The following is a 24,501-nucleotide window of genomic DNA, read 5'->3' as shown; positions in this document are numbered from 1 at the left end:
AGAACGAGTATCATTCTCTTTGGCAGGAAGAAGAATTGTAAGGGGGTGTTTGGAAGGATGAGGTAAATATAATCACAGTCGCGAAACACCAGTCCACGTTTTATAACGCAAAACTGTATCTTTACCGGGAGGGATGATGATGTTTGTCCGGCAAAAGCGGTTAAAGCGGTTAATAGGAACTTCCTTAATCCTGACGTTGATTCTCTTCTCCTGCTTCTTTGCCTTGCCCTTTCAGTCATCCGCGGCGGCAGAGGTGAAGCCCGGCGTTCTGATCGTCGCGCACGGGACGAATGATCCCGAATGGACCACGCCCGTTTGGGAAGCGGCTTATGAATTGAGAGATAACCTCCCTTATCCGGTAGCCCTTGGTTTTTTGGAAGAAATAGAGCCGGATATTCCGACTGCTGTGGAACAACTTAATGCAGCCGGGGTCAACAAAATTGTTGCCGTGCCTCTGTTCATCTCCAGCTACTCCAATCACATCGAGGAGATCAAATACGTCCTGGGTTTAAGGGAGGACTTGCCGGGTGAAGAACACGAAGAGCCCCTGGAAAGGGCCAGGCCGCAGGGGGAAGTAATTTTAACGCCGGCCATCGATGACCACCCCTTGCTGGCCGAAGTGCTTGCCGGACAGATTGGGCTTCTGGTTGAAAACGCCGGAAGCGAAATAGGGGTACTGGCCGCGCACGGCAGCGATTCCGAAGAAGGGCAGATCGGCTGGGTTGATAATCTGGCTTCCCTTGGAATGCAAATCCAGGAACGCCTAGCAAACAAAGGGACGCCGCTGAAAGGTATAAAGTATGGCTTCCTTTTTGAAAGTCTGACCCCTTCTCTGCGGGAGGCCGTTTACGAAGCCATTTATACCGATGGGGCCACCGCCCTTGTGATTCCGGTGATGGTCAGCGAGGGTCACTTCACCGGGCGTAAGATTCCCGGCATTCTCAAGGAATTTCCGGATGGTGCATACCGCTACCCGGAGGCGGGCCAGCGGGCGCTCGTCACCTTTAAAAAGTCTTACGCCAACCGCATAGTGGAGTGGCGGGCGGCCAACGAACTGTGGCCGCGGCCGGAGGTGAAAAAGGGCGGGGAAACGACCGTACTGACGCTGGACAAATGCCAGGAAATCGCCCAGAACGCCGGTAAGGGGTACCCTGACTCCGTGCTGGCCTTTCGACTGGCCGGCGTGGCTCTGCCTGCCTTGTGGCCGGACAGTCCGGTGGTGGCGGATGACCTGATGGTGGTCAGCCTCCTGCCGTCCGAGGCTGGCAGCAAGCCGGTATTCGACTACATGGTCGGTACGGCTGACGTCAAGTACATGGGCAACTGGAAAAAGATAACGTCCGTGAGCCCTACCTTCATCTTCGCCAACAAAGCCACCGGAGAGGTGGTGTGGGTACATGTCAAGCCGGACACCTTCGGCGGCAAAGATTTCTTTAATCTGCGCAACAGGGTGGTGAACGGCCAGGCCTCCCCAGATGAACAGGCGGCCTTGAAGGCGCGCCAGGATCTGCTCCTGAAGAACCTTTTAACCAGGCCGGCCGAAGCGATTTTCGCCTGGAAAAAGGTTTCTCCACTCGGCGTTTCCAGCCCGGATGGCGCACTACTGAAGTTTTCCTATGCTAACCTTGGTGTAGAGGAGAACAAGTTGTGCCTGTGCGGTTCGTTTGCCTTTCGGGCACTGGGCGAGGGTTTTGCCATACTTTACGGAGAGAGAATGCCCCAGCAGGGTCGGTTTGAGGTGGTGAGCGGCTGGGCCACAGAAGGGATCGACAATGCACTGCGGTTGGTGGCCGGTGAGGGTAATTACGTTCTCCAGGGGGAAGAGCCTTTCAATGCAGACAACTATTACCTCGCGGTGACCGACAGAGCCACCTCCCGGACGGCTGTCGTTAAGGCAAAACCTCAACTTTTCCCGGAAGACTTCTTTGCCCTGAGGAGTAAGGTGAAGCAGGGCACGGCGACGCCTGATGAGAAGGCGCGCTTCCAGGAACTCAGGCTGCAAGTGATCTGGTCGCTTTTATTTAAGCCCACCGGCGAAATCTTTAGCGTCTACACGTACTCAAAAGGTGGTACCGGCGGTGGAGGCAGCGGAGCACCGGCGCCATCCGCGGATAGGGTCGAAAAGCCCGTGCAGGCGGGAGTGACCACCGAGGCCGAAGTGCCCGGTAAGGTGAAGGTCGAGGTGCCTGCCGGGGCCGTGAGCGGCGCGAACGCCATGATCAAGGCTGAGGTCGTGGGTAACGAAAAGACTGCGGGCGCGGGGATGCCCCTGCTCGGCAAGGTCGTGGACGTCACCCTCAAAAACGGCACCCTGACCGGCAAGATAACCATCACCCTCTACTTCGACAAGAGCAAGCTCGCCAAGGACCAGGAACCGGCCGCCTTCTACTACGACGAAAAGGTCGGCAGGTGGGTCCGCCTCGAGGGGACCGTTGACCTCGAGAAAGGGACCGTGACGGCGACGGTCGACCACCTGACGCTCTTTGCCGTCTTCGCCGTAGCCAGGGAGGTGCCGCCGCTCCCAACTCCCACGCCGGTGGTCACCTTTAAGGACATCCAGGGCCACTGGGCGGCCGACGCGGCCGGCAGGCTGGCCGGGATGGGCCTCATCTCCGGCTATCCCGACGGCACCTTCCGCCCCGACAGGGAGGTGACCCGCGCCGAGATCGCGGCCATCATGGTGCGCGCCCTGAAGGTCGCGCCGGGCGGTGAGCAGGAACTGAAGTTCAGGGACAGCGCCAAGATCCCCGCCTGGGCCAGGGGAGCGGTCGCCGCAGCCGTCAGGGAGGGCCTGGTGAAGGGCTACCCGCAGCCGGACGGCACGGCGACCTTTGAGGCTGATCGCCTGGTTTCCCGGGTTGAGATGGCCGCACTCGTGGTAAGGATCCTGGAAAAGAAGATCGGTACCGTAACACCGGCGGAGCTTAAGTTCGCCGACGCCGGTACCATCCCGGGCTGGGCGAAGGCGAGCGTAGGCGCTGCCGTAGCGAAGGGGATTGTTGCCGGCTATCCCGACGGAACTTTCCGGGCGGAGAAGCCCGTGATACGGGCGGAAGCTGCGGCGATGGTCCTCCGGTTGCTCGATGCGGTAGGAAACAGGTAAACTGAGAGACGGCAAGGAGGGGAAAGGTGAAGAAGGCGCGTGTACCTCACAATCCGGGAAGGGTTGTTGTTAAATCCTTGCGCAAAGGTCCGTGGCTGATCAACTATCGACTGCAAGGGGGTAAAATTGTCTACCTGTTATGGGCGACCAAAGGACTGGGTTTTCTCAAGAACTGGGGCCAAGAATGATGAAAGGGAATCGACTATGAGCGTATTTATTGTCGGTGGCGACCGGCTGGGGAAAATCCCCCACAACCTCCGTCAACTGGGGTTTGATAGGGTTTACCATTTCAAGGGGCGGAAAAAGATTGCCGTGGGTAAGTTAAGCATACCGGAGGAAACCGGCCTGGTCATTGTCTTAACGGACTATGTCAACCATACTATCGCCGGGATGATTAAAGAGCATGCCAGGAGGAAAAATACTCCGGTGGTATATGCGAAGCGTTCCTGGACCCATATTTGCCAGAAACTTAAAATGAGCCAGGCGATGGAAAATGTTAATCCTTAAATCCCGCTTTGATCAAATATATCATGATGCCGTGGAATGCCTGGTGGCTGCCCTGGAGGCCCGGGATCCCTATTCCTGCGGGCATTCCCGGCGCGTGGCGGACATGGCGGTGGATCTGGCCCGGCTGGTTGGCTTGAAGGGCAGGGAACTGGAAATGGTACATATTGCGGCTCATTTGCACGATATAGGCAAAATCGGTGTTCCGGATCAAATTTTACGCAAGCCGGGCCGGCTTTTATCTCACGAATATGCCATAATCCAGCGCCATCCGGAAATCGGTTACAACATCCTGGTCAAATCGCGGCAGCTGAAACGGGTTGCTGTGATGGTCCTGCACCACCACGAGCGCTGGGACGGGAAAGGTTATCCCCGGGGATTAAAGGGGGAAGCCATTCCCCTTGGTTCCCGGATTATTGCGCTGTGCGATACAGTGGATGCGATGACCTCGGAACGTCCTTACCGCCCGCCGCTGAGCTGGCAGCAGTGCCGGCAGGAAATTGTAGCCGGTAAAGCCGGGCAGTTTGACGCCGTGCTGGTGGAAGCGGCAGAAAAGTTGTGGCCTGTATGGGAGAGAAGATATTGTTATGCAGTGTGACGCATATATTCTCCGGAAAAGGATTTTTGGAAAAAATGTCGAAACTAAACCCAAGGTTTAGAAGGAAGGGGTTTTGTGAAGAAAAAGGAAAAGTTGCCTCCAGGATTACCGCTTACTTCCACTACCTGGGAAAGCCTTCGGAAGCTAATTGGGGAGACATGGAGATGGGCAGAAGATTACCGAAATTTTTAAAAGCGGATGTGGAGCGGGGGTTGATCCTGGCCTACTACGAATTGGTGAAAGGTTGTGCGGTTAGCCTGGATCTGCCGGAGCAAAACATCGTGCCGGTGGTGGCTTTTGCCCATAAACCAGGCGAATTATACGGGATGGATTTTTCCAGCACTTATCATTTTGCCGAAAAAGAGAAGTTGTCCACCCGGTTGCGCCGGGTCCGGAAAAAAGTTGAAGGACTCCAGCGCTATGCCGATTTTGCGGAAAAACAAATGCAGATGAAATACCAGGTAGCTTACGAGATCTGGTGTTTTATGCCTCCTAACAAATTAGTAACGGAAACCGTGACTAAAGCTGGGGAAGAGGGCTTGCCCGTGGAACTGGTAGGCGTGGAGGAAGTTAATGAGAGGATCAGGCAGGTCGCCCTTCTTGAACCGCTTGATCGGGAAGTGATTTATGAGAATGCTTTTCTATGGGCGGCAAGCCTTTTGCGCCGGGCCGGGGCCTGGAAATAGGAAAGATGCCGGAACTAACCGCGCTTTCTAATGGTCAAAACGAGGAAAGATAAGTGCTTACTTCTTCAATAAAAGCGGAGCATTCTTTTTGGAGTGCCACTATTTCCTCATGTTTAAATTCGCGGAAGTCCTGGTAATCACCTTCGTTTCTGAACTTGAAGGCTTTGGAAAGAGTTTTTCCTAAATTGACGGAGATAATCCCGGTTTTAATAAATTCCTTGTTGAATAAACCAATTACGCCGCTGTGTTTTGCGGAATCAAGCCGTTTGGTTGCAAGCAGAGCCTTGGCAGCGTAAAAAACCGAGAAATAAAGGCGGTTGACTGCACCCTTAAGCTTGCCTTCACGAATTAAGGTATCGGCTTCTTCGGCTGTTTCCCGGGCTCTGTCTAAACGGTATTTAGCCAGTTCCAAATCAAGGTTTTCTTTCATAGCGGCACCCCTTCCTCCCGTGTATTTTGGTAAAAAAGGGTTTTCCGGGTAAGGGGCGCATAGTATTCGTTATGGGAAAAAACCACCGGGGATAAAACAACGTCATAGTCCAGGCTGACTTCAAAAGCGGCGTCCAAAACTAGATCATCTACTTCCGGATGACGGTTTTTTACCACAACAAGAACGTCAATGTCTGAACATGGATCATCATCACCCCGGGCTTTAGAACCAAAAAGCCGGACCTCTTCTAGATTTTGGCGGAGGGTGCTCCGGATAAGCTTACAAAACCGGCTAAGAGCAGCTTTGTCCCGTTTGTTTAGGCGATCCAAAGCCATCAAGAAAACCTCCCTACCGGAAGCTGTTTCGCATCAGGGAATATAGTTATGGAGAAAAAATTTATGGTATTCCATAATTTTACAGTTAAAATGGTTGAATGTCAAAAGAATTTTTATTGACAATTTCTCTCAATTGTCTTACAATGGTTTAAACAATAGTTTAGCAATAGTTAAACAAACTACTATTAGTTCACAACCATAAAAACTGAGGAATATCGGTTTTGCTAAAACTTTAACCCCGTAACGAAGACGGGATCAGAGCGGACAAGCTGGACCTCAACCGAAAAGGTAATGATACAAAAGGCCACGGAGGCCCCGAGTTTCCTTCCCAGAAAGTTTAGGAGGGTGCCCGTGGCTTTTGTTTTTTGGGGCTGGGATTCCCTTCATCCGCAGGTTATTAAAGCCAATTATCGCGGCCGTTAATATGGGAGGTGGAAGTTGATGGCTGATGCACACCGGGATTATTTTAACCAAAAGGCGCCCATTTGGGACAATTTATTGACTGGTGAGACATTGGAGCGGTTGAAAAAAATCATCGATGAGCTTGCCATCAGACCCGGGAGCTTTATTCTGGACGTAGGTACCGGTACGGGGGTTCTTTTACCTTTTCTTGTTGAAGCGGCTGGTCCAGAAGGCAAAGTGGTGGCGCTGGACATTGCTGAAGAGATGCTGGCCAGAGCCAGGGCGAAAAATCCGGGGAATGTGGAATTTGTACTGGCGGACATAAGCTGTACGCCATTTCAGGAAGATACTTTCGATGAGATCATCTGCAACTCCTGTTTTCCTCATGTTACCGATAAACCCCGTGCGCTGGCCGAAATGGCCCGCATTTTAAAGCCTGGCGGGAGGCTGGTCATCTGCCATTCCATGAGCAGGGAGGCAGTAAACGATTTACACAGGTCGTTAGGGGGGGTGGTCGCCAACGATCTGATTCCCGACGATGATAAAATGCAGGAATTGTGCAGGCAGTGCGGGTTGGTGGAGATTGAAATTATCAATACAAGGGAGAAATATGTTTTGAAAGCACGTAAACCCATATTGACAAGTTGAGCCGGGATGAAAATGGAGGAGGGTCAATCGCGTTGAAAAGGGTTTATTCGCGCATTACGGCAATTATTCTGGTAATTCTTTTGTTAGCTATCTCTGGATGTGCGGCGAAAGAAAGTCCGAAGCTAAAAGTTGCTACGGGTACGTCATTGATTGCTGATATTGTCAAAAATGTCGGCGGTGATAAAGTAGAAACCGTGAATATTGTCCCCCCTGCTGCCTGCCCGGGGCATTTTGACCTGAAGCCGGGCGATGTGCAAAAGCTGGCCAAGGCCAGGCTATTTTTGCGCCACGACTGGCAGGGGAAAATGTTTACCAAAGAACTGATAGAATCGGTGCATAATAGGGACCTGCAGGTGGTTGAAGTTGCCGTGGCCGGTAACTGGATGGCACCCCCGGTGCAAAAGGAGGCGGTTACAAAAATTGCCGGAATATTGATGGAAAAAGATCCATCTAACATGGCTTATTATAAGCAAAATGCCGACCGCCTCGTTTCGCAGATTGAGTCAAAGGGCAAAGAAACCCTGTCCAGGCTTCAGGCTGCCGGCGCAGGCGGCGTGAAGGTACTCTGTTCCGATATGCAGCAGGGGTTTTTAAAATGGGCCGGTTTTGACGTGGTGGCTACTTATGGCCGGCCGGAGGAGCTTAACCCGCAAAAAATGCAGGAGCTTATCAACAAAGGGAAACAGGCTGGTGTAAAGCTGGTGGTGGATAACCTGCAGAGCGGCCCGGACGCAGGTAAAGGTATAGCGAAAGAATTGGGGGCGGTACAGGTGACCATCTCCAATTTCCCGGGAGGGTTGCCGCAAACGGATACCTGGAGCGCCGCCCTGGACAAAAATGTGGAGTTGCTTTTGGATGCGCTTAAGGAGGTAAAGTAAAATTAATCTCGCCGGACGGTGGAACAGTATTCCGGAAAATGGGCTGTTCAACGGGGCTGCTCTAATAAAGATAGAAGATGCCGTCGTTTCCTACCGTGAAGATGTAGCTTTACGGGGCGTTTCGCTGTCAGTTAGAAAGGGCGAGTTGGTCGGCATCATCGGGCCGAACGGGGCCGGTAAAACTACCCTCCTCACCCTGGTAAACGGGTTGGGTAAACTCCTCCAGGGGCGGGTGGAAGTGCTGGGCTACTCGCTTCAAAAGGGCTGCCCGGCCTTTTTGCGCCGGCGGATTGGCTACGTGCCGCAAATTCAGAACATTGATCCCCGGATGCCGGTGAGTGTGCGGGAAGTGGTTATGATGGGGCGCTACGGCCGCCTGGGCCTGCTGCGCCGGCCCGGGCCGGCCGACAGGCGGGTGGTGGACAGCATGTTGCAGCTGGTGGGCATGAGCCACCTTGCTTCTCGCCCCATCGGCCATCTTTCAGGAGGTGAGCAGCAGCGGGTGGCCATTGCCCGTGCCCTGGCCCAGGAGCCGGAGATCCTTCTTCTGGACGAGCCGACCGCGGCCCTGGACCGCCGGGCGCGGGTGGAGATCATGACCCTGGTCAGTGAAATCCACCGCTCCCGCCACCTGACCACTCTTATGGTGACCCACGAGCTGAAAACGGCGGCAGCAGTTTGCGACCGCCTGATTTTAATGAAAGAGGGTCGCATCTGGGCACAGGGCACGCCCGCGGAAGTACTGCGGGAAGAGGTTCTGGACCTCCTGTTCGGTGGCGAAAATATGATGGAAAATGCGATCGCTCTTCAGTGACGCATTGGATTCCAAAATAATCATTGCCAAAAAAGAGGCCAAGACGTTAGCTACCACCGAGGGGCGATAAATGTGGATCTTTCCATTCTGAGTTACCAGTTCATGCAAAATGCCATTCTGGCCGGTCTGCTTGGGGGCGTGGCCTGTTCTCTCATCGGGGTTTTCGTTGTCACGATGAACCTTTCTTTTATCGGGGTGGCCATCTCCCACGCCGCTTTTGCCGGGGCGCTCTGCGGGGCCTGGCTGGGTTTTAATCCCCTGGCCGGGGCTTTTCTATTCAGCCTGGTGGCAGCAGCGGTAATCGGGCCGCTGGCCGACCGGGGAGAGTTTAACCCCGATACGCCCATTGGTATTATTTTTTCCGTTACGATGGGGATGGCTTTTCTATTTATGGGCCTTTTGCCCGGCCCGAAAACCCAGGCCCTGGAGCTTTTGTGGGGAAGCATCCTTACAGTGAACGACCGCGACCTGCTTTTGCTGGCTATTGTAGCAGCGGTCGTAGTGAGCCTGGTGGTGCTCTTTTTTAAAGAAATTCAGGCTGTGATTTTTCACCGGGAAGTTGCCCTGGCCGTAGGCATTCCGGCCAGCCTGATTTTTTACGGCCTGCTCTTTTTAACCGGTTCGGTAATTACTGCTTCTTTACGCAGCATCGGCGGCCTGCTTATTTTTAACCTGATCTTAAACCCTGCGGCTGCAGCCTACCAGCTGACTTATAACCTGCCGCTGATGTTTGTTTTATCTTCCTTCTTCGGTGTTCTTTCCACCTGGGTGGGGCTTTTTCTTTCCTGTTTGTTTGACCTGCCCAGTGGGGCCACCATTGTCATTGTCTCTGCGGTTATCTTTGTCATCGCGGCTTCCTTTTCTCCTAAACGCAAAGTTAAAAAATGGCGGGAAGAAGTATCAGCGGGTCCGGGAAAAGTTCTTTTTTAATCGACCCTGAAAAGAGCACCGGACACCAATCAGGTGCTGCCCGGCGATTCGGTTTTGATGTTAGCTCCGCTTCCCCCTGTTTTCCTCCTGCCTGTCCAGCTCCCTTTTCTTTGGCTTCGTTTCCCAGATATCGGCCAGTTCCCGGCCAAAGAAGTGAGATAGCTGATTTTTGGCTTTTTCGTAACTGCCGGTACTGATGAGCACAAAGAGGCCTCCACCAATCAGGGTGATTACCATGATCCATACCAGGCTGGACCATACACCGGTCCGGCGGGCAGTTGGATCCGTTACGGGTTTTTCGTATTCAGGAGCACCGGGGGTACTGGTGGGTCCGGTAATTCCCAGGATTACCGGGACCGCATCGGCCAGCAGGGATATCCCCCGCATGGCCTCATCCTTGCGGTTGGTATAGGTGCCGGCTTCAATTAAAAGGGCGGTGGGCATAAGATCCTGGTTATAATTGCCCTGACCCACAAAGATATCTTTGGCAATGGGCCAGTGCATTCTGTTGGCGTAGGCCATCAGCCTTTTGGCAAAATCCAGGTTGGCCGCCATATGTGGGTTTTCCCGCCCCACGACAAAACGCATTTGTGCCACATCCTCATTGGAAATGATGCGCCGGTAAAATTCGGGATCATCTACACCGTCCCTATGTACATCAAATATGGCTACGGGGTTCTTTTTCAGCAATTGAACGGCCGTCCGGCGCGAGCGGTAGTAAGCATTATCGTCGTGGGGGTCGTGAGGAGTTTTATCATGCAAGACTCTGGCCCCTTCATAGGACAATTTATTGCTGTAAGAATCACCGACTTGAAAAATTCCCCCGTTAAAAGGAATAGATGGGCTGCCGTCAGAGGGTAGGTAAGATTCATCGCTGTGGGTATGGTATATGGCCACCGGTCTATTGTTGCGGACTGCAGCAGCTACCGGAACTTCCATTTTTGAGAATAGTTCATTATAGGCCAGTAACTGTTTGTCCATCCCCAGGAAGCGGGCAGTGGCCCTGTTGCCGTCCACTTTTTCCACCCGGTAGTGTTTGCCTTCGGCAGTTATTACCTCATCGCCTACCCGTATGCGGCGGGAAATCATGGTGACCGGATCTCCCTTTTCATCCCGAACTACGAATGCCTTCCCCGGCTCCAGTTCATCATCAACAACCTGCCGTAGCCGGGGAAAGCTTAGAACGGGCAGGGTCACTTTTGAAGCGTTCCACAGGACGAGTATACATAAACCAGCGGCGATCAAACCTGTTCCCAGCAGTATCTTTCTTTTACCTGCCATTTTCGCACTCTCCCGACGGTATTTAATGAACCTTTATGTTTTAGTTATCTCCTTTTTGGGTAGGGAGATACATATGTTCACTATAAATAGGGGGTAATCTAAACAGGATATTATATCTTCGAGGTAGAATAAGCGTGTAATGGAATCAGTTACAAGCAAAACGCTGAGGAGTGAAGTCAATTATGTGCCTGGAAAAAAGTGATTGGGAAAAATGCGTGGAATTTCACGGGCATTCCTGCCCCGGCCTGGCCGTGGGCTACCGGGCGGCAAAAATCGGCCTGCAAGAGCTGGCCGGGCACCGCGCGGAGGATGAAGAACTGGTGGCCATTGTGGAGAACGATGCCTGCGGTGTGGATGCAGTGATGGTACTTACCGGCTGCACCCTGGGTAAGGGCAATTTGCTGTACCGGGATCACGGCAAGCATGTGTTCACTTTTATCTGCCGGGAAAGCGGCAAAGCGGTACGCGTTTCGGTCAAGGGGGGCGCGTGGCGACAAAACGATGAATTCCGGGCCTTAAGGGACAAAGTATTCGGCGGCACCGCCGATGAGAGGGAGCGGCAGCTCTTCCGGGAGCTTCAAGAGCAGCGCATTCGGTATATTCTCGAAGCCCCGCCGGAAGAGTTCTGTGAGGTACAACATGTGAAGGTAGAACTGCCGCCGAAGGCGCGCATTTTTAATTCGGTAACCTGTGCTTTCTGTGGTGAACCGGTTTCCGAGGCCCGGGCCAGAGTGCGGGATGGAAAATTTGCCTGCATACCCTGTGCCGGCGAATATACCAGGGGATGGTAACAGAGGGGAAGCTTGAATTGAACGGAAAATGTCCTGTTTTCATCATTGCGTTATGTTGGAGGAGGCAGGCATGATGGCCTATCGGTACCTTCTTTATCAGGAAGAAGAGCGACTGGGCTTTATTTCCCTCAACCGCCCGGAAAAGCGCAATGTCCTTTCCCGGGAACTGCTGGAGGAACTGACGGCACTATTGCAAAAAATCGGGCAGGCGAAAAGGGTCAAAGTAGTAGTAATCAAAGGCATTGGCAAAATCTTTTCCGCCGGCCACGACCTTAAGGAAATTGCCGACGGCACGCCACAGGATGTACTGAAGCTCTTTCAAACCTGTTTCCTGACCATGCGGGCCATCCGGGAAATTCCCCAGCCGGTAATTGCCCAGGTTCACGGCGTGGCCACGGCTGCCGGCTGCCAGCTGGTGGCGGCGGCCGATCTGGCCGTGGCGGCGGAGGATGCCCTGTTTGCCACACCGGGAGTGAAAATAGGGCTGTTCTGTACCACGCCTGCGGTTTTCCTGAGCCGCAACGTAGGGAGAAAAAAGGCCATGGAAATGCTCTTAACCGGCGAGTTTATGCCGGCCCGGGAAGCTTTGATCTACGGCCTGGTAAATAAGGTGGTACCACCGGGTGAGCTGGAAGCGGCCACCAGGGAACTGGCCGGCAAGATTGCCCAGTACAGTTTATCGGCCATTGGCGCCGGCAAGAGGGCCTTTTACCAGCAGATCAACATGGAGGACTTCCAGGCCTTGAACTACGCCACCGAGGTCATTTCCCTGAATACCACCACGGTCGATGCACAGGAAGGAATCAGGGCCTTTTTGGAAAAACGCGAGCCCAGTTGGTCGGATAATTAGTTAATTTTCATTAGGTGACGAAATAGATAAAATTATTGACAGCCGACACCCCTTAACCATAAGATAAAGTTAAGTTAAATAAGCAGCCGGTTGGCCCACCGGGAAAGGTAACACGGTAGGATGGCAGGAAGGGCGGCAATATGCTCCCGCCGGGAGCATTTTTGTTACTGCCGGTGCTTTTTACTGCCTCGCCAGCCGGTCAAAGAAAAGGAGGCAGGAAAATCAGGAAAATGAAGAGATGGCTTTTGCCGGTGCTTGTACTGGGGTTGGCTTTTTTAATGGCAGGGTGTGGCTCAGGAGGAAGTAAGCAGGGCGTCAAAACTGAAGCAAAGGCGGTGAAGCTCGGCATTATCCAGATCGTGGAGCACCCGGCTCTGGATGCGGCCCGGAAAGGTTTTCTGGAAACACTGGCGGCCAACGGCTACGTGGAAGGGAAGAATCTACAGGTAGACTTCCAAAACGCCCAGGGCGATCAATCTACCCTTCAGGCCATTGCCCGCAAGTTTGTCCAGGATAGGAAAGACCTCATTCTGGCCATCGCCACTCCTTCCGCCATGGCTATGGCCAATGAAACCAAGGACATTCCCATTTTAATCACCGCCGTGACAGATCCCGTGGAAGCAAAACTGGTTAAGAGCATGGAAAAACCGGGTACCAATGTTACTGGTACCACTGATATGAACCCGATTAAGGAGCAGTTGCAGTTGCTCAAGGAACTGGTACCAGACGCCAAAAAGGTGGGGGTCATCTATAACTCCAGCGAGGTAAATTCCCAGGTTCAAGTGAAAATCGTTAAGCAGGAGGCACCGGAGCTGGGTCTTACTGTGGTAGAAGCTCCGGTTACCGCCAGCAGCGAGGTGGTCCAGGCCGCCCAGTCCCTGGTGGGGCGGGTGGATGCCATTTACGTACCCACGGATAATACGGTAGTCTCGTCCGTGGCGGGGGTAATCCAGGTGGCCGAGAAGCATAAGCTTCCGGTAATTGCCGGGGAGAGCAATACGGTGGAGGCTGGTGCCCTGGGTACTATCGGTATAGATTATTACAAGCTGGGCCAGCAGACCGGCGAGATGGCCTTGAGGGTTCTAAAGGGAGAAAAACCCCAGGATATGCCTATTGAGAAACAAAAGGACTTGAGCATCGTTTTAAATGCCAAAGCGGCGGCGGCTTTTGGCGTGACCATTCCGGAAGAATTGAAAAAGAAAGCCAGCAAAATTATTGAGTAGGTGAAACATCATGTCGTTGAGCATCTGGTTGGGATCCCTGGAGCAGGGCTTGTTGTGGGGAGCCATGGTACTGGGGGTGTATATGACCTTCAGGGTGCTTGATTACCCCGATTTGACGGTTGACGGCGCATTTACCCTGGGGGCGGCTGTAACGGCGCAGTATATCTTGCTCGGCAATAACCCCTGGCAGGCCGTCCTGGGGGCTATGATCTGCGGCGCGCTGGCCGGTCTGATTACTGGTCTATTGCACACCGGCTTAAGGGTGGCTCCTTTGCTTTCGGGTATTCTAACCATGATTGCCCTTTATTCCATCAATTTGCGAATTATGGGACAGGCTAACCTGTCCCTTCTTCGTGAACAGACAATTTTTACTCAGGTCAGGGACATAACTTTGTTGGGGCCATGGGGACCGGTTCTGCTGGGCTTGATGGTAGTGATTGTGGTTGTTGGCCTTCTCTACTTTTTTTTGCAAACAGAGCTGGGCATGTCTGTACGGGCCACTGGAGATAACGAGCAAATGATCCGTAGCCTGGGGGTAAATACAAGTACCATGAAACTGGTGGGGCTGGCCATCGGGAATGCCCTGGTGGCGCTTTCGGGTAGCCTGGTGGCTCAGTACCAGGGTTTTGCCGATATCGGGATGGGCATCGGGATGATTATTGCCGGCCTGGCCTCGGTCATTATTGGTGAAGCACTGGTTGGCAACCACACCCTTTTCCGGGCTTTACTGGCGGTCATCGTCGGTTCCATTGTCTACCGGACCGTGATTAGCCTGGTTTTGCAACTGGGTATGCCGGCGACGGATCTGAAATTACTCACTTCGTTAATTGTGGTGGTTGCCCTGGCCTTCCCCCTGGTGAGGCAGCGTTTGGGATTCCGGTCATTACGTTTGAGGGGTGAACAGGTTGCTGAAACTGGACAATGTGCACAAGATCTTTCATCCCGGCGGGGTTAATGAAAAGGTGGCCTTAAGGGGTGTTACTCTGCATGTCCGGCCGGGAGATGTGGTAACCATCATCGGCAGCAACGGTGCCGGCAAATCCACTCTCTTAAACGTTGTGGCCGGGGTATACGAGGTTGATACGGGGAAGGTGATCCTGGACAACCAGGATATTACGCGCTGGCCCGAACACATACGGGCGGCCCATATCGGCCGCGTTTTCCAGGATCCCTTGCGGGGTACTGCCGCTTCCATGACCATTGAAGAAAATCTGGCCCTGGCCTTGCGCCGGGGCCGCCCCCGCCGTTTGCGCCGGGGGATTACCCAGGCTGAGCGGCAGCTCTTCAAGGAACGTCTGGCCCTTTTAGGGTTGGGCCTGGAGGACCGCTTGACCACCAGGGTGGGTCTGTTGTCCGGCGGCCAGCGCCAGGCCCTGACCGTGCTGATGGCTACCATTGCCACCCCCAAGATACTTTTGCTGGACGAGCACACTGCTGCCCTGGACCCGCGTACTGCCGCCACGGTCCTGGAGTTAACGGAAAGAATTATCGCCCGGCACCGGCTTACTACCCTCATGGTTACCCATAATCTGGCGCAGGCACTGCACACCGGCAACCGCACGGTGATGATGCACGAGGGGAGGATCATTCTGGATCTATATGGACCGGAAAGAGAAAAAACCACTGTGGCGGATCTCCTGAAGATGTTTGAACAGGCCAGCGGTAATGCCTTTACTTACGACCGGGTGCTTTTAAGCGGAAGTTGAAAACGAAACCAGCCCCGCCATCTCAGGGCTGCTTGCAATTATATGCCGTTACTGATTGCCGGGTACATGCCATTCTGTTCCAAGCCAGGTTACAGCCAGGCGTCGACCATCATACCCAAGAAGAGAAGGAACAGGTATGGGCTGGAAAACTTGAAGAGGAGCCAGGCGTTTTGAGGGGTAGGACGGAGGTATACGTAAGTACTTAACCCGATGGCGGCCAAGCCTGTGAGAATTGCCGTCATGATGTAAATTGTTCCCCAGGACCCGGCAAAGTAAATCAAAATGGAAAATAAAACCATCAGGATAACGGTGCTTAAAAGACAGTGCAGAGCTTTTTTTGCCTCGCAGACCACGGGAAGCATGGGTACTTTTACCCTGGCGTAGTCGTCCCTGTAAAAGATGGCCAGGCTCCATATGTGGTTGGGAATCCACAATACTACCAGGGCGGCTATGAGAAGAGGCAGCAAATCCACCTTACCCGTTACGGCAGTCCATCCGAAGAGTGCCGGCAGGCCGCCGGAAAAACCGCCCAGGATGATATTCCAGGAACTCCTGCGCTTCAGCCAGAGGCTGTAGATGCCCACATAACCGATCATGCCGCCCCAAAGGCAGGCAAAAGCAATGGGGTTGACCGTCCAGCCGAGGATGAGGGAGGAAACGAAGAGGAACAACCCCCAGTACAGGGCACGCACCGGAGGATTGATCCTTCCGTCGGGAATGGGCCGCTTGCGGGTCCGGATCATACTTGCGTCCAGGTCCCGGTCGACATAACAGCTGACGGCATTGGCGCCGGCGCAGGCTAAAGTTACCGCTACCGTGGCTGTAATAAGCTGGGACAATGAAACAGGCCCGTTTATGGCACCTGCCACCACCATGGTAGCCAGTGCCGTAAAGACCAGCAGGACCACGGAACGGGGCTTGGTTACTTCCAGGTATGCCAGTACAGTAGTCCGAAAATCCGCCCGGGTTTTGTTTATACTGGACTCTAAATTCACTTTCTAATTGCCTCCAATCAAATTAACAGTTAGAAAAAGTTGTTGTCCAGCTTCGTAAATATTCAGTAAAACCGGGTTCACTGAATATTTACCCAGCTTCTTTTTAAATTCGTTATCCCTGGCACAATTCCTTCTTTAAGTGGTGTATATGTTATATGTTTTACCGAAAAAGGACAACTCAAGGATCCAAAGTAGTAGTCAGCCTCTCCCGCCGGACCGAGCCTTATTTTTATGCCGAAAGGCTTGCCGCCCTTCTTCTGGCCCGTTATCCGCCGGAGCGGGTACATACCGTAGTGGTCTGGACCAAGTTTCCGGAAACGGTGCTGCTAAAATTGCGTACGGTGCTCAGTATGTACTCTCAAGTGTATGTACACCTCACGGTGACGGGATTGGGCGGCACATTGGTGGAACCCCGGGTTGCCAGACCGAAGGCGGTGCTGGCGCAAATTCCGTCCCTCATCGAATTTCTCGGTGATCCCCGGCGCCTGCGGGTGCGTCCCGACCCGCTGGTGGTCTTCAGGCGCGGTAAGGAATTTTTTTCTAACCTTGAAACGGCTGCGCAAGTAATCCGGACGGCGGCTAACATGGGTGTGGTCACTTTTTCCGCCTCCTTTATGGAGCTTTATCCCAAGGTGCAGCGGCGCCTTTTGCGCCGCGGGTGGGAGGCTGTGCCCCTTACGCCTGAAGAACGGGAGAGGGTTTGGGAAAAACTTTCTGCCGCAGCGGCGGCCGCAGGGACCGTCCTTTATGGCTGCTGCGTTCCGGGGATGCCGGTTTCCCGGTGTATTGACGGCGAACTTTTAAGCGCCCTGCACCCGGCGGGGGAAAGGTGCCGCGTAGATAAAGCTAAAGGTCAAAGGGCTTTGTGCGGTTGCACCCATGCCATAGATATCGGCTGGTATAACATGACCTGTCCCTCCGGTTGCCTTTACTGTTACGCCAACAGTTCTGTTTGACGTTGATAGAATCCGTTATAATGTCGTCAGGGCGAAATCACGTCACAGGGGGCAGTGCGCCGATTCCGGATAAACGCGCTGCACGCCACGTCGGCGGCATCCGGGGAAGCGGGGGGTGGCCCCTTTCTTGCGACGGTTTATTGAGACATGCTCCTGAAACGACTAATTTAAACATTGAAGGAGGGGAAGAACATTGAAGGTGGTCTTTCATGAACGTTATAAAGAAGTTTATGCTTCCGACCCGGCGGCGGCAGCGGGGAGATTGGACCTGATGGTGGAAGAGCTGGCCCAATCATTTCCCTTTGTTGAACCCCGGCCGGCAACAGATGATGATGTGTTGCTGGTACACACCCCGAGACACCTGGAAAGAGTCAAAAAGCGGCCTCATACCTACGAAATTGCCCTTTTGGCCGTTGGCGGAGCCATCTTAGCATCGGATCTGGCCATGCGGGGAGAAAAGGCTTTCGGTTTGCTTAGACCGCCTGGGCACCACGCCAGCCCCGATTCCAGTTGGGGTTTTTGTTGGTTTAACAATATCGCCGTTGCTGTGGAAAGGTTAAGGCGCCGGGGAGAAATCAACAGGGCATTGATCATCGACATTGACCTCCATTACGGCGATGGTACGGCCAACATTTTTGCTGGCGTACCGGAAGTGACCTACCATCACGTGGAAGGGATCAGCCGGGAAAGATTTTTGCGCGATTTGGAGCTCACCTGCCGGGGGGAATTTGATCTGGTGGCCATATCAGCCGGCTTTGACCGGCACGAAGCCGATTGGGGCCGTTTGTTGAAAACAGAAGATTACGAAGCCGCCGGAAAAATGATCGGCACTTTTGCCCGGGAAAAATGTCGGGGGAGGGTGTTTGCCGTCCTTGAAGGCGGTTACAACAGTGACGTGCTGGGGAAAAATGCTCTTGCCCTGTTGAAAGGGTTGGAGCAGGGATAGGTAACCCTTACGGCGGATCAAGAGCTCGCCGGCATCCGGGGGTTCTGCGGTTAGTTCCGTGAAAGGAACTCTACCGTAGAAAATTAACGGTCGGGACAACCCGACCAGTTTACTTTTCCTTCCGGGAAAATTAATGGGTATAGTTGACCTCTTTTACCAGGTTGGCCTCTTTCAAACGACGGTAAATGAACTGGCGGGCCTCATCGCTATCCGGCTCGTCCAGCGGTTTTAAGCGCATCAAATCCGGTGCCAGGCGGGCCAGGAAGATCCCCGGAGCGTTTTTTTCCACCACCAGGTATACATCGCGCTTGGGTTTTACCGGGACGGCATAGTCTCCTTTGATGGTGGTAAGTATCGGGATCAGGTCCCAGTTTTCCACGAAAAATTCCACTGCTTCTTCAATGGTTATGTTCACATTTTACCCCTCCTGTTGATTTTCCAGCTCGCATTGAAGCAGTTGGGCCGGGTCCGCTTTTTCATAAAAGTGGCGGGAAAATTCCTCGAAGCTCAACCCCAGAGCATTGGCCCATTTCTGGGCCACGCATAGACGGGGGTATTGCTGGCCCCTTTCAATAGCCAGCAACTCCCGGACGGTAATTCCCACCCGGGTGGCCATGGCCGCCGCTGTGAGGCCCTGGCTCTTCCTTACGTCTTCCAGGCTCATTTCCCATCACCATCTTCCAGAGGCAGGCTAAAGCTGGCGCCGGCCGGCGCAAAATGAAAGACGGGACCGAAAATAGCGGCAAGACGGGCTGCCATAGACAGGCCGGTGCAGTGGTTGGCTGCCAGGAATTTTAAATCCAGGTTTTTTAAATAGGCAATGGTGGCTTCTTGTTGCTCTTTAGTCGCTGGACCCAGATGGGTCCCGCCGATGATGCCGTATATGCGGTCGACGCCGGTCACCTGCCGGGCGTGTTCCACGATATTTACGACCCCCGCATGGGCACACCCCAGGATTATCACCACTCCTTCCCCGGTGACACAGTACAGGCTCATGTCATCCCGGAAAGGGTCCGCTACCTTATTGCCGTTTTCCAGGGCAAATAGGCGGATGTCTCCTTTTTCAAAAGTGGTTTTGCGTGGAACTTCACCGCTGACCCACAGGCCGGGCGCGATTTGCTGCGGTTCCTGTTCAAAGATAAAATCGGCCCCCAGGCTTTCCAGCTCCTCCCGGCAGTAGGGCACCCCGATGTATTGTTCCCGGGGCTGGGAAACGTAGTGTAAGGCAAAAAAGTCGGGATGAACGTAGACGGGCAAGCGGCCCCGCAGGCGCAGGAAATCCCGCATGCCCCCGCTGTGATCGTAATGGCCGTGGCTCATTACCAGGGCGTCTACCTCCTGCAGGTTTATCCCCAGGGCGGCAGCGTTTGCCAGGATATTTCCCCGTTCACCGGTGTCCAAAAGAATCTTTGTTCCGGCCGTTTCTACCAGCAGGGCCAAACCCCATTCTCCCGTCAAACCCTGGGGCACGCCCACGGTATTTTCGCTTAGAACGGTTATTTTAACCATCACCCTATGCACCCCTGCAATCAAGATTTACAAATACTTTTCTAGGCTAACTGTAACACTCATTGCTTTTACAGTCAACTGCTGGAGAACGGTACCGGTGATTGCCCGTATGGGTCCAATCCTCGGGGACTGGAAGTTGCTCTTGAACAGGGTTCACCCGTGGTGCAACGGTGTTTTCAGAAATATCCCATTCCTTTTAAATTTGAGCATAAATCCGCAATATAGTTCGAAAAAGGAAGGTAATGGCCATAATTAACGTTTGCTCGTAAGTACAGGCCTTTGATAAAGTTATGATAATAACCATTAGATTTTGCGGGGGGAGGAAGCCGCGTGGAAACAATAGCGGCCAGCAAGTTGGACCCAACCTTCATGAGCGAGGTTGTCTCCAAGTTCAGGACGGACAAGGACCCGGCGGATTTATACAACTGCCTCACCTGTGGCATGTGCAGTGCCGGCTGCCCCTATAACGGAGTGCACGACCATGCCGACCCGCGCAAGTTTATCCGCCAGGTAGTCCTGGGCATGCGAGACGAGGTACTTGCTTCTACTTTTATATGGGCCTGTACCATGTGCGGGCGTTGCACTTTCCATTGTCCGATGAATGTAGATATTGCCGGTCTGGTGAGAACCATCCGCAGTCCCAAAAACTTCGGCCTCAGAGCACCGGGATTTTTGCAGGACGTGGTGGATGCGCAGATCCGCACCGGCAACCAAATGGAGGTAACCACAGAGGAATATCTCGAAACCCTGGAGTGGATGGAGGAAGAGTTGCAGCAGGAAGTTGGAGACCCCAATGCCAGAATACCCGTGGACCAGGAAGGGGCAGAGTTCCTTTTCATGTGGGACCCCCGGGAAATTAAGTATTACCCTCAGGATGTACAGAGCATTGCCAAAATTATGTGGGCCGCCGGGGCCAGCTGGACCGTCAGCAGCCGCTGGTGGGATGCCACTCATTACGCTTTGTTTAATGGCGATGATGAGGATTCGACCACTATGGTACGTCGTACCATGGAAGAGTTTGAACGTTTAAAAGTGAAGGAAGTCATCATTACTGAGTGCGGACATGCCTTCCGGGCGCAGCGTTGGGGCCGCATTGTGTGGCTTAATGGCGCTACTTACCCCGTGCGTAGCTTTGTGCAGCTGCAGGCCGAGTGGATCCGGGAAGGCCGCATTAAAGTTGACCGCACCAGAAACACCGAACGGGTTACCTTCCACGATCCCTGCAACCTGGTGCGCAAAGAGGGAGTTGTGGAAGAGCCCCGCTACTGCCTGCAGCAGGTGTGCATGGACTTTGTCGAAATGTGGCCCAACCGCCAGTACAACTACTGCTGTGGCGGTGGTGGTGGCTTGCTGGCCATGGGGAAGGAAATTTACCCCTACCGGATGGCCAAGGGCAAGCTAAAAGCCGAGCAAATCCAAGCCACTGGCGCCAAAATCGTAGTTACACCCTGCCATAACTGCTACGACCAGCTGACCGACATCATCAAGTATTACAAGCTGGACTGCAAGGTGAGACATATCCATCATCTGGTGAGCAATGCCCTTATTTTACCCAGCAAAGCCGAAAGGGAACAATTAAAGTAACATAACATTCCATGGTGAAAGGCGGGTGATGGCCAGTCAGGACTTTTTAATGTGGATTTCGTAAGAAATGGGCCGGGGTAAAAGTTACCCTGGCTGTTCTGGCAGGGGAGATCTGCCCTTACCTCTGCCGGAAACCTCCCTTCAAAGGGCGCATACCATCCCACAAAAGTTTAGTCTGGCCCCGGCGGTACTTTTGCCGGGCTTTTTTTTGCACTTCGGGGCGTCATCCGGGCAGCGGCAAGGATACAGCATTGACCGGAAAAACAAATCCCCGGTTTGGAGCTATTGCTTTTTTGTATCCTGGATGCTAATATGGACATATGTAAATTAAATCAAGGGCTGGATTATATATGGGTGTAACAGGTGCTCAAAGTATCACTTCTGTTATTTTAAACAGCATTAGCGATGGTGTTTTCACAATTGATTCCGATTGGCGCATCACTTTTTTCAACCGGGCTGCGGAGGAAATTACCGGCGTACCCCGGGAAGAAGCCGTCGGGCGTTTTTGCTGGGAAGTTTTTCGGGCCAGTATTTGCGAGAGGGAATGTGCGTTAAAACACACCCTGGAAACCGGTTGCCCGGTAGTGAACAGGGCTGTTTATATTGTCAATGCTTACGGTAACAAGGTTCCCATCAGTATAAGCACCGGTATACTCAGGGATGAGTGCCAGCAGGTGATTGGCGGTGTGGAAACCTTCCGGGACCTATCCCTGGTGGAGGAATTACGCAGAGAACTGCGTGGGCGGTATACTTTTGCGGATATCATTAGCAAAAACCATCGGATGCAGCAAATTTTCTCCCTTCTTCCGGACATAGCGGAAAGTGATAGCACGGTGTTGATTGAAGGGCCGACCGGTTCGGGGAAGGAACTTTTGGCACGAGCCATTCACAATTTAAGCCCTCGCAGGGACAAACCCCTGGTAGCCGTAAATTGCGCCGCCCTTCCTGATACCTTATTGGAGTCGGAGCTCTTCGGTTATGAGGCAGGGGCCTTTACTGATGCCAGAAGGAGTAAACCCGGTCGTTTTGCCCGTGCCCAGGGGGGCACCCTTTTCCTTGATGAAATTGGTGATATTTCTCCGGCTCTGCAGGTTAAACTCCTGCGGGTTTTACAGGAAAAAGAGTTTGAGCCCCTGGGTGCCGTGCGCCCGGTGAAGGCCGATGTGCGGATCCTGGCAGCTACCAATAAAGATTTGGCCGAGCTGGTGGAAAAGGGGTTGTTTCGTCAGGATTTGTACTACCGGATCAATGTAATTAAAATTACGTTACCCCCCTTATCCGAACGTAAGGAAGATATTCCCCTACTCGTAGAGCATTTTATCGACAGGTTAAACATTCTGCGGGGGAAAGCCATTGACGGCATTTCTGAAGAAGCCCTGGCCCTGTTATGGCAGCACGACTTTCCAGGGAATATCAGGGAACTGGAAAACATCATCGAACATGCCTTTATCCTGTGCAAAGGCGGGCTCATTAAGCCGGAACACTTGCCCGCTTATCTGCAGGCTGTTGCTGACCGCCCCATTTCCGGGGAGGGCAAAACCCTGGCCGAAATGGAAGCCCGGATGATTTATGAGGCGCTCGTTCGGAACCGGGGCAAACGCGGTCTGGCGGCCAGGGAACTGGGTATTGACAAGACTACTCTGTGGCGGAAAATTAAACGATACGGCATAAAAATTCCAGATAGTGACTTTTAAAACAAAGTACAATAGTATTGCATTTTGCAACATTTCGGTGGTTAGCCCGGGTGCATTTTGCACCCTTTTTGGTTTTGCCCCAATATTACCAGCCGGAAGGAACGTACGGCTAAAACCAGGGGGCAGCTATTTTATCCTGGTTTTGGGGAGGCAGGTTGTTTTGTTGGCATAAGTTTTGCAACCAAAAAGTTATGCAGCCAGGCACGTTGCGTATCTTACGCGGAAGCCAAGGAGTAAGCGGGACATCGCCGTTCCTTAAGCGGCTTGACTGAACACTTACCAGTTTTAAAACAGGCTCTAATCTAACGGGGTGTAAAGGTTAATGATAGTTGCGCTCGCCAGGTGGGGCGGTCGTATATCCCCCCTCTTCGATGTGACTCAAGAAGCGCTGGTGGTGGATATCGGCCGGGGAGGGCTCATTTCTCGAAGGCAAGTAAGGCTGGATGATCCGGGCTGGCCTTCCCGGGTTGAGCAAATGGTTCATCTTGGCGTAGAAGTGCTTATTTGCGGCGGCATTAGCAACTTTCTTTATCATCAGCTTGTCGCCCGGGGAATACAGGTAATTCCCTGGGTGACGGGTGATGTGGAAGAGGTTTTGCAGGCCTATCTTCAAGGCCGGTTAAACCAGGAAAGATATGCCATGCCCGGCTGCCGCAGGTGGCGGCATCGCCACCGCGGGACGCCGTGAAGGAGGTGAAAACAGATGCCCGGTTTTGATGGAAGTGGCCCCCGGGGAGCCGGTCCCATGACCGGTCGAGGTCAGGGCTATTGCATCGTTCCCTTAACGGGAGGCTTGTCTCAGATTCCTGCCTTAAGGCCGCCTAAAACTAAAGGTGGCAGGGGTAGGAGGAAGTTTCTCTTTGGACCCTGCGCTTACGGGAGAAAAAACAAAAACAGATTTATGGAATAGGAGGTTGATGTGAAATGCTACGTGGTGACGGAACGGGTCCCTGGGGTATGGGTCCGGTGACCGGCAGGGGTATGGGTTATTGCGCCGGATACAACCTGCCCGGCTTTGCTAACGCGCCCGGGTGGTGCCGTCCCCGGCGGGGTGCCGGTTGGGGTGCGGGGCGTCGTGGTCGTTTCTGGTGGGGTGGTCTCCCCCCGGCCGTTGCTACGCCCTCTGTCTCTGAGAATGAGGCCAGTGTGTTAAAAGCACAGATCTCCCATCTCGAAAAAATCCTCCAGGGGTTTAAGCAGCGCCTGGAGCAAGTTCAGGGAAGGAGCCAAGGACAAACTGAACAGGAATAATCAAGCAAAGCCGGTAGTGTTAAAGCTGCCGGCTTATTAGTACCGGATTAACTACAGGCATTTTATGTCAATTTATTATTGACAATAGTTCACGTGCGCCCGGCATGGGCGTTAACTTGGTGGGGAAAGTCCACTGCAGGCGAGGCAGCACGAGTCTGCTAGCCAAAGGCAAGGGTGTCCATCGCGAGGTGGAATCCGAAGGAAGCCGGAGGCAAAACCACGGCCCGATGAACAAGAACCCCATAAGAGGCTAAGCCGTTCGGATGAGCTGGCGTGACACAGCGAAATCCCAGGCTGCCAAGGGACGGCGGAGTATATGGGGCGGGCACGGGGTGAAGGTTAACGCTCTTACCCGGGGAGGCCTGCCGGATAAGCCAGGCAAAGCTG

28 protein-coding genes are annotated in these 24,501 nt (G+C 53.4%); 21 read left to right on the top strand and 7 right to left on the bottom strand.

The genetic code is table 11. The features are described 5' to 3' along the window. Nucleotides 1-133 precede the first annotated feature (133 nt). From BUA65_RS13265 to BUA65_RS13250, 5 genes are all read left to right on the top strand, one after another. Nucleotides 134-3,103 carry an S-layer homology domain-containing protein gene (locus BUA65_RS13265; protein ID WP_084062430.1) on the top strand — a complete coding sequence of 990 codons (2,970 nt, stop codon included), beginning with the start codon at nucleotides 134-136 and terminating at the stop codon, nucleotides 3,101-3,103. Between the two features lie 26 nt (nucleotides 3,104-3,129). Continuing rightward, nucleotides 3,130-3,291 carry a hypothetical protein gene (locus BUA65_RS18345; RefSeq protein ID WP_157833017.1) on the top strand — a complete coding sequence of 54 codons (162 nt, stop codon included), beginning with the start codon at nucleotides 3,130-3,132 and terminating at the stop codon, nucleotides 3,289-3,291. 16 nt (nucleotides 3,292-3,307) lie between these two features. Next, nucleotides 3,308-3,610 carry a DUF2325 domain-containing protein gene (locus tag BUA65_RS13260; protein WP_072870349.1) on the top strand — a complete coding sequence of 101 codons (303 nt, stop codon included), beginning with the start codon at nucleotides 3,308-3,310 and terminating at the stop codon, nucleotides 3,608-3,610. After that, on the top strand, nucleotides 3,597-4,205 hold the full coding sequence (locus tag BUA65_RS13255; RefSeq protein WP_072870347.1) for an HD-GYP domain-containing protein: 609 nt from the start codon (nucleotides 3,597-3,599) through the stop codon (nucleotides 4,203-4,205). The genes BUA65_RS13260 and BUA65_RS13255 overlap by 14 nt, the downstream gene beginning before the upstream one ends. Before the next feature lie 164 nt (nucleotides 4,206-4,369). After that, complete coding sequence (locus BUA65_RS13250) at nucleotides 4,370-4,891, top strand: hypothetical protein (protein WP_072870395.1); 522 nt, start codon at nucleotides 4,370-4,372, stop codon at nucleotides 4,889-4,891. 34 nt (nucleotides 4,892-4,925) lie between these two features. Here the strand turns inward: BUA65_RS13250 and BUA65_RS13245 are convergent, their stop codons facing one another. Beyond that, on the bottom strand, nucleotides 4,926-5,321 hold the full coding sequence (locus tag BUA65_RS13245) for a HEPN domain-containing protein (RefSeq protein WP_072870346.1): 396 nt from the start codon (nucleotides 5,319-5,321) through the stop codon (nucleotides 4,926-4,928). Further along, nucleotides 5,318-5,656 carry a nucleotidyltransferase domain-containing protein gene (locus BUA65_RS13240; protein ID WP_084062427.1) on the bottom strand — a complete coding sequence of 113 codons (339 nt, stop codon included), beginning with the start codon at nucleotides 5,654-5,656 and terminating at the stop codon, nucleotides 5,318-5,320. The genes BUA65_RS13245 and BUA65_RS13240 overlap by 4 nt, the downstream gene beginning before the upstream one ends. 441 nt (nucleotides 5,657-6,097) lie before the next feature. On the opposite strand from BUA65_RS13240, the gene BUA65_RS13235 reads away from it, so the two are divergent. The 4 genes from BUA65_RS13235 (at nucleotide 6,098) to BUA65_RS13220 (ending at nucleotide 9,328) form a co-directional block, all read left to right on the top strand. Next, complete coding sequence (locus BUA65_RS13235) at nucleotides 6,098-6,706, top strand: class I SAM-dependent methyltransferase (RefSeq protein ID WP_072870344.1); 609 nt, start codon at nucleotides 6,098-6,100, stop codon at nucleotides 6,704-6,706. Nucleotides 6,707-6,738: 32 nt separating this feature from the next. After that, nucleotides 6,739-7,584 (top strand): metal ABC transporter substrate-binding protein, encoded by an 846-nt coding sequence (locus BUA65_RS13230; RefSeq protein WP_072870342.1) that lies wholly within the window; start codon nucleotides 6,739-6,741, stop codon nucleotides 7,582-7,584. 1 nt (nucleotide 7,585) lies between these two features. Continuing rightward, nucleotides 7,586-8,398, top strand: a complete 813-nt coding sequence (locus tag BUA65_RS13225; protein ID WP_114281500.1) for an ATP-binding cassette domain-containing protein — start codon at nucleotides 7,586-7,588, stop codon at nucleotides 8,396-8,398. A 72-nt stretch (nucleotides 8,399-8,470) separates the two neighbouring features. Continuing rightward, complete coding sequence (locus tag BUA65_RS13220) at nucleotides 8,471-9,328, top strand: metal ABC transporter permease (protein ID WP_207543905.1); 858 nt, start codon at nucleotides 8,471-8,473, stop codon at nucleotides 9,326-9,328. 60 nt (nucleotides 9,329-9,388) lie between these two features. Here the strand turns inward: BUA65_RS13220 and spoIIP are convergent, their stop codons facing one another. Further along, nucleotides 9,389-10,609 carry a stage II sporulation protein P gene (gene spoIIP / locus BUA65_RS13215; protein WP_084062421.1) on the bottom strand — a complete coding sequence of 407 codons (1,221 nt, stop codon included), beginning with the start codon at nucleotides 10,607-10,609 and terminating at the stop codon, nucleotides 9,389-9,391. Between the two features lie 182 nt (nucleotides 10,610-10,791). Between spoIIP and BUA65_RS13210 the strand changes: the two genes are divergently transcribed. The 5 genes from BUA65_RS13210 (at nucleotide 10,792) to BUA65_RS13190 (ending at nucleotide 15,179) form a co-directional block, all read left to right on the top strand. Continuing rightward, nucleotides 10,792-11,400 carry an FmdE family protein gene (locus BUA65_RS13210; protein WP_072870339.1) on the top strand — a complete coding sequence of 203 codons (609 nt, stop codon included), beginning with the start codon at nucleotides 10,792-10,794 and terminating at the stop codon, nucleotides 11,398-11,400. A gap of 70 nt (nucleotides 11,401-11,470) precedes the next feature. Then, the gene (locus BUA65_RS13205; RefSeq protein WP_207543904.1) at nucleotides 11,471-12,250 is read left to right on the top strand and encodes an enoyl-CoA hydratase; all 780 of its coding nucleotides are present in this window, start codon (nucleotides 11,471-11,473) and stop codon (nucleotides 12,248-12,250) included. 230 nt (nucleotides 12,251-12,480) lie between these two features. After that, a complete protein-coding gene (locus tag BUA65_RS13200; protein WP_072870387.1) occupies nucleotides 12,481-13,473 on the top strand; it encodes an ABC transporter substrate-binding protein in 993 nt (330 codons plus the stop codon). A gap of 10 nt (nucleotides 13,474-13,483) precedes the next feature. Continuing rightward, nucleotides 13,484-14,428, top strand: a complete 945-nt coding sequence (locus tag BUA65_RS13195; RefSeq protein WP_084062419.1) for an ABC transporter permease — start codon at nucleotides 13,484-13,486, stop codon at nucleotides 14,426-14,428. After that, complete coding sequence (locus BUA65_RS13190) at nucleotides 14,379-15,179, top strand: ABC transporter ATP-binding protein (RefSeq protein ID WP_072870333.1); 801 nt, start codon at nucleotides 14,379-14,381, stop codon at nucleotides 15,177-15,179. The genes BUA65_RS13195 and BUA65_RS13190 overlap by 50 nt, the downstream gene beginning before the upstream one ends. An 89-nt stretch (nucleotides 15,180-15,268) precedes the next feature. Here BUA65_RS13190 and BUA65_RS13185 read toward each other — a convergent pair whose 3' ends face one another. Further along, a complete protein-coding gene (locus tag BUA65_RS13185) occupies nucleotides 15,269-16,174 on the bottom strand; it encodes a heme o synthase (RefSeq protein WP_084062416.1) in 906 nt (301 codons plus the stop codon). Nucleotides 16,175-16,329: 155 nt separating this feature from the next. On the opposite strand from BUA65_RS13185, the gene BUA65_RS13180 reads away from it, so the two are divergent. Continuing rightward, the gene (locus tag BUA65_RS13180) at nucleotides 16,330-17,130 is read left to right on the top strand and encodes a DUF1848 family protein (protein ID WP_072870331.1); all 801 of its coding nucleotides are present in this window, start codon (nucleotides 16,330-16,332) and stop codon (nucleotides 17,128-17,130) included. A 199-nt stretch (nucleotides 17,131-17,329) separates the two neighbouring features. Next, nucleotides 17,330-18,076, top strand: coding sequence for a histone deacetylase family protein (locus tag BUA65_RS13175; protein ID WP_242656336.1), 747 nt, complete (start codon nucleotides 17,330-17,332; stop codon nucleotides 18,074-18,076). A 130-nt stretch (nucleotides 18,077-18,206) separates the two neighbouring features. On the opposite strand, the gene BUA65_RS13170 is transcribed toward BUA65_RS13175, so the two are convergent. Genes BUA65_RS13170 through BUA65_RS13160 form a run of 3 tightly spaced genes read right to left on the bottom strand, consistent with a single transcriptional unit; the run spans nucleotide 18,207 to nucleotide 19,585 of the window. After that, nucleotides 18,207-18,491: a hypothetical protein gene (locus tag BUA65_RS13170; protein WP_072870327.1), complete on the bottom strand. Its 285-nt coding sequence runs from the start codon at nucleotides 18,489-18,491 to the stop codon at nucleotides 18,207-18,209. Nucleotides 18,492-18,494: 3 nt separating this feature from the next. Then, a complete protein-coding gene (locus BUA65_RS13165) occupies nucleotides 18,495-18,740 on the bottom strand; it encodes a helix-turn-helix domain-containing protein (protein WP_072870325.1) in 246 nt (81 codons plus the stop codon). Further along, nucleotides 18,737-19,585 (bottom strand): MBL fold metallo-hydrolase, encoded by an 849-nt coding sequence (locus BUA65_RS13160; protein WP_072870324.1) that lies wholly within the window; start codon nucleotides 19,583-19,585, stop codon nucleotides 18,737-18,739. The genes BUA65_RS13165 and BUA65_RS13160 overlap by 4 nt, the downstream gene beginning before the upstream one ends. Before the next feature lie 330 nt (nucleotides 19,586-19,915). Between BUA65_RS13160 and BUA65_RS13155 the strand changes: the two genes are divergently transcribed. The 5 genes from BUA65_RS13155 (at nucleotide 19,916) to BUA65_RS13135 (ending at nucleotide 24,114) form a co-directional block, all read left to right on the top strand. Beyond that, the gene (locus BUA65_RS13155) at nucleotides 19,916-21,169 is read left to right on the top strand and encodes a (Fe-S)-binding protein (RefSeq protein WP_072870322.1); all 1,254 of its coding nucleotides are present in this window, start codon (nucleotides 19,916-19,918) and stop codon (nucleotides 21,167-21,169) included. A 350-nt stretch (nucleotides 21,170-21,519) separates the two neighbouring features. Continuing rightward, nucleotides 21,520-22,863 (top strand): sigma-54 interaction domain-containing protein, encoded by a 1,344-nt coding sequence (locus BUA65_RS13150; RefSeq protein ID WP_072870321.1) that lies wholly within the window; start codon nucleotides 21,520-21,522, stop codon nucleotides 22,861-22,863. Nucleotides 22,864-23,185: 322 nt separating this feature from the next. Then, nucleotides 23,186-23,551, top strand: coding sequence for a NifB/NifX family molybdenum-iron cluster-binding protein (locus BUA65_RS13145; protein WP_072870319.1), 366 nt, complete (start codon nucleotides 23,186-23,188; stop codon nucleotides 23,549-23,551). A 15-nt stretch (nucleotides 23,552-23,566) separates the two neighbouring features. Further along, nucleotides 23,567-23,773 (top strand): DUF5320 domain-containing protein, encoded by a 207-nt coding sequence (locus tag BUA65_RS19240; RefSeq protein WP_072870317.1) that lies wholly within the window; start codon nucleotides 23,567-23,569, stop codon nucleotides 23,771-23,773. Nucleotides 23,774-23,787: 14 nt separating this feature from the next. Beyond that, nucleotides 23,788-24,114, top strand: coding sequence for a DUF5320 domain-containing protein (locus BUA65_RS13135; RefSeq protein ID WP_072870316.1), 327 nt, complete (start codon nucleotides 23,788-23,790; stop codon nucleotides 24,112-24,114). Nucleotides 24,115-24,501: the final 387 nt, after the last annotated feature.

This window comes from Desulfofundulus thermosubterraneus DSM 16057 (assembly GCF_900142025.1).
GTDB lineage: Bacteria > Bacillota > Desulfotomaculia > Desulfotomaculales > Desulfovirgulaceae > Desulfofundulus > Desulfofundulus thermosubterraneus.
This window is presented reverse-complemented; position numbering and strand designations above follow the sequence as displayed.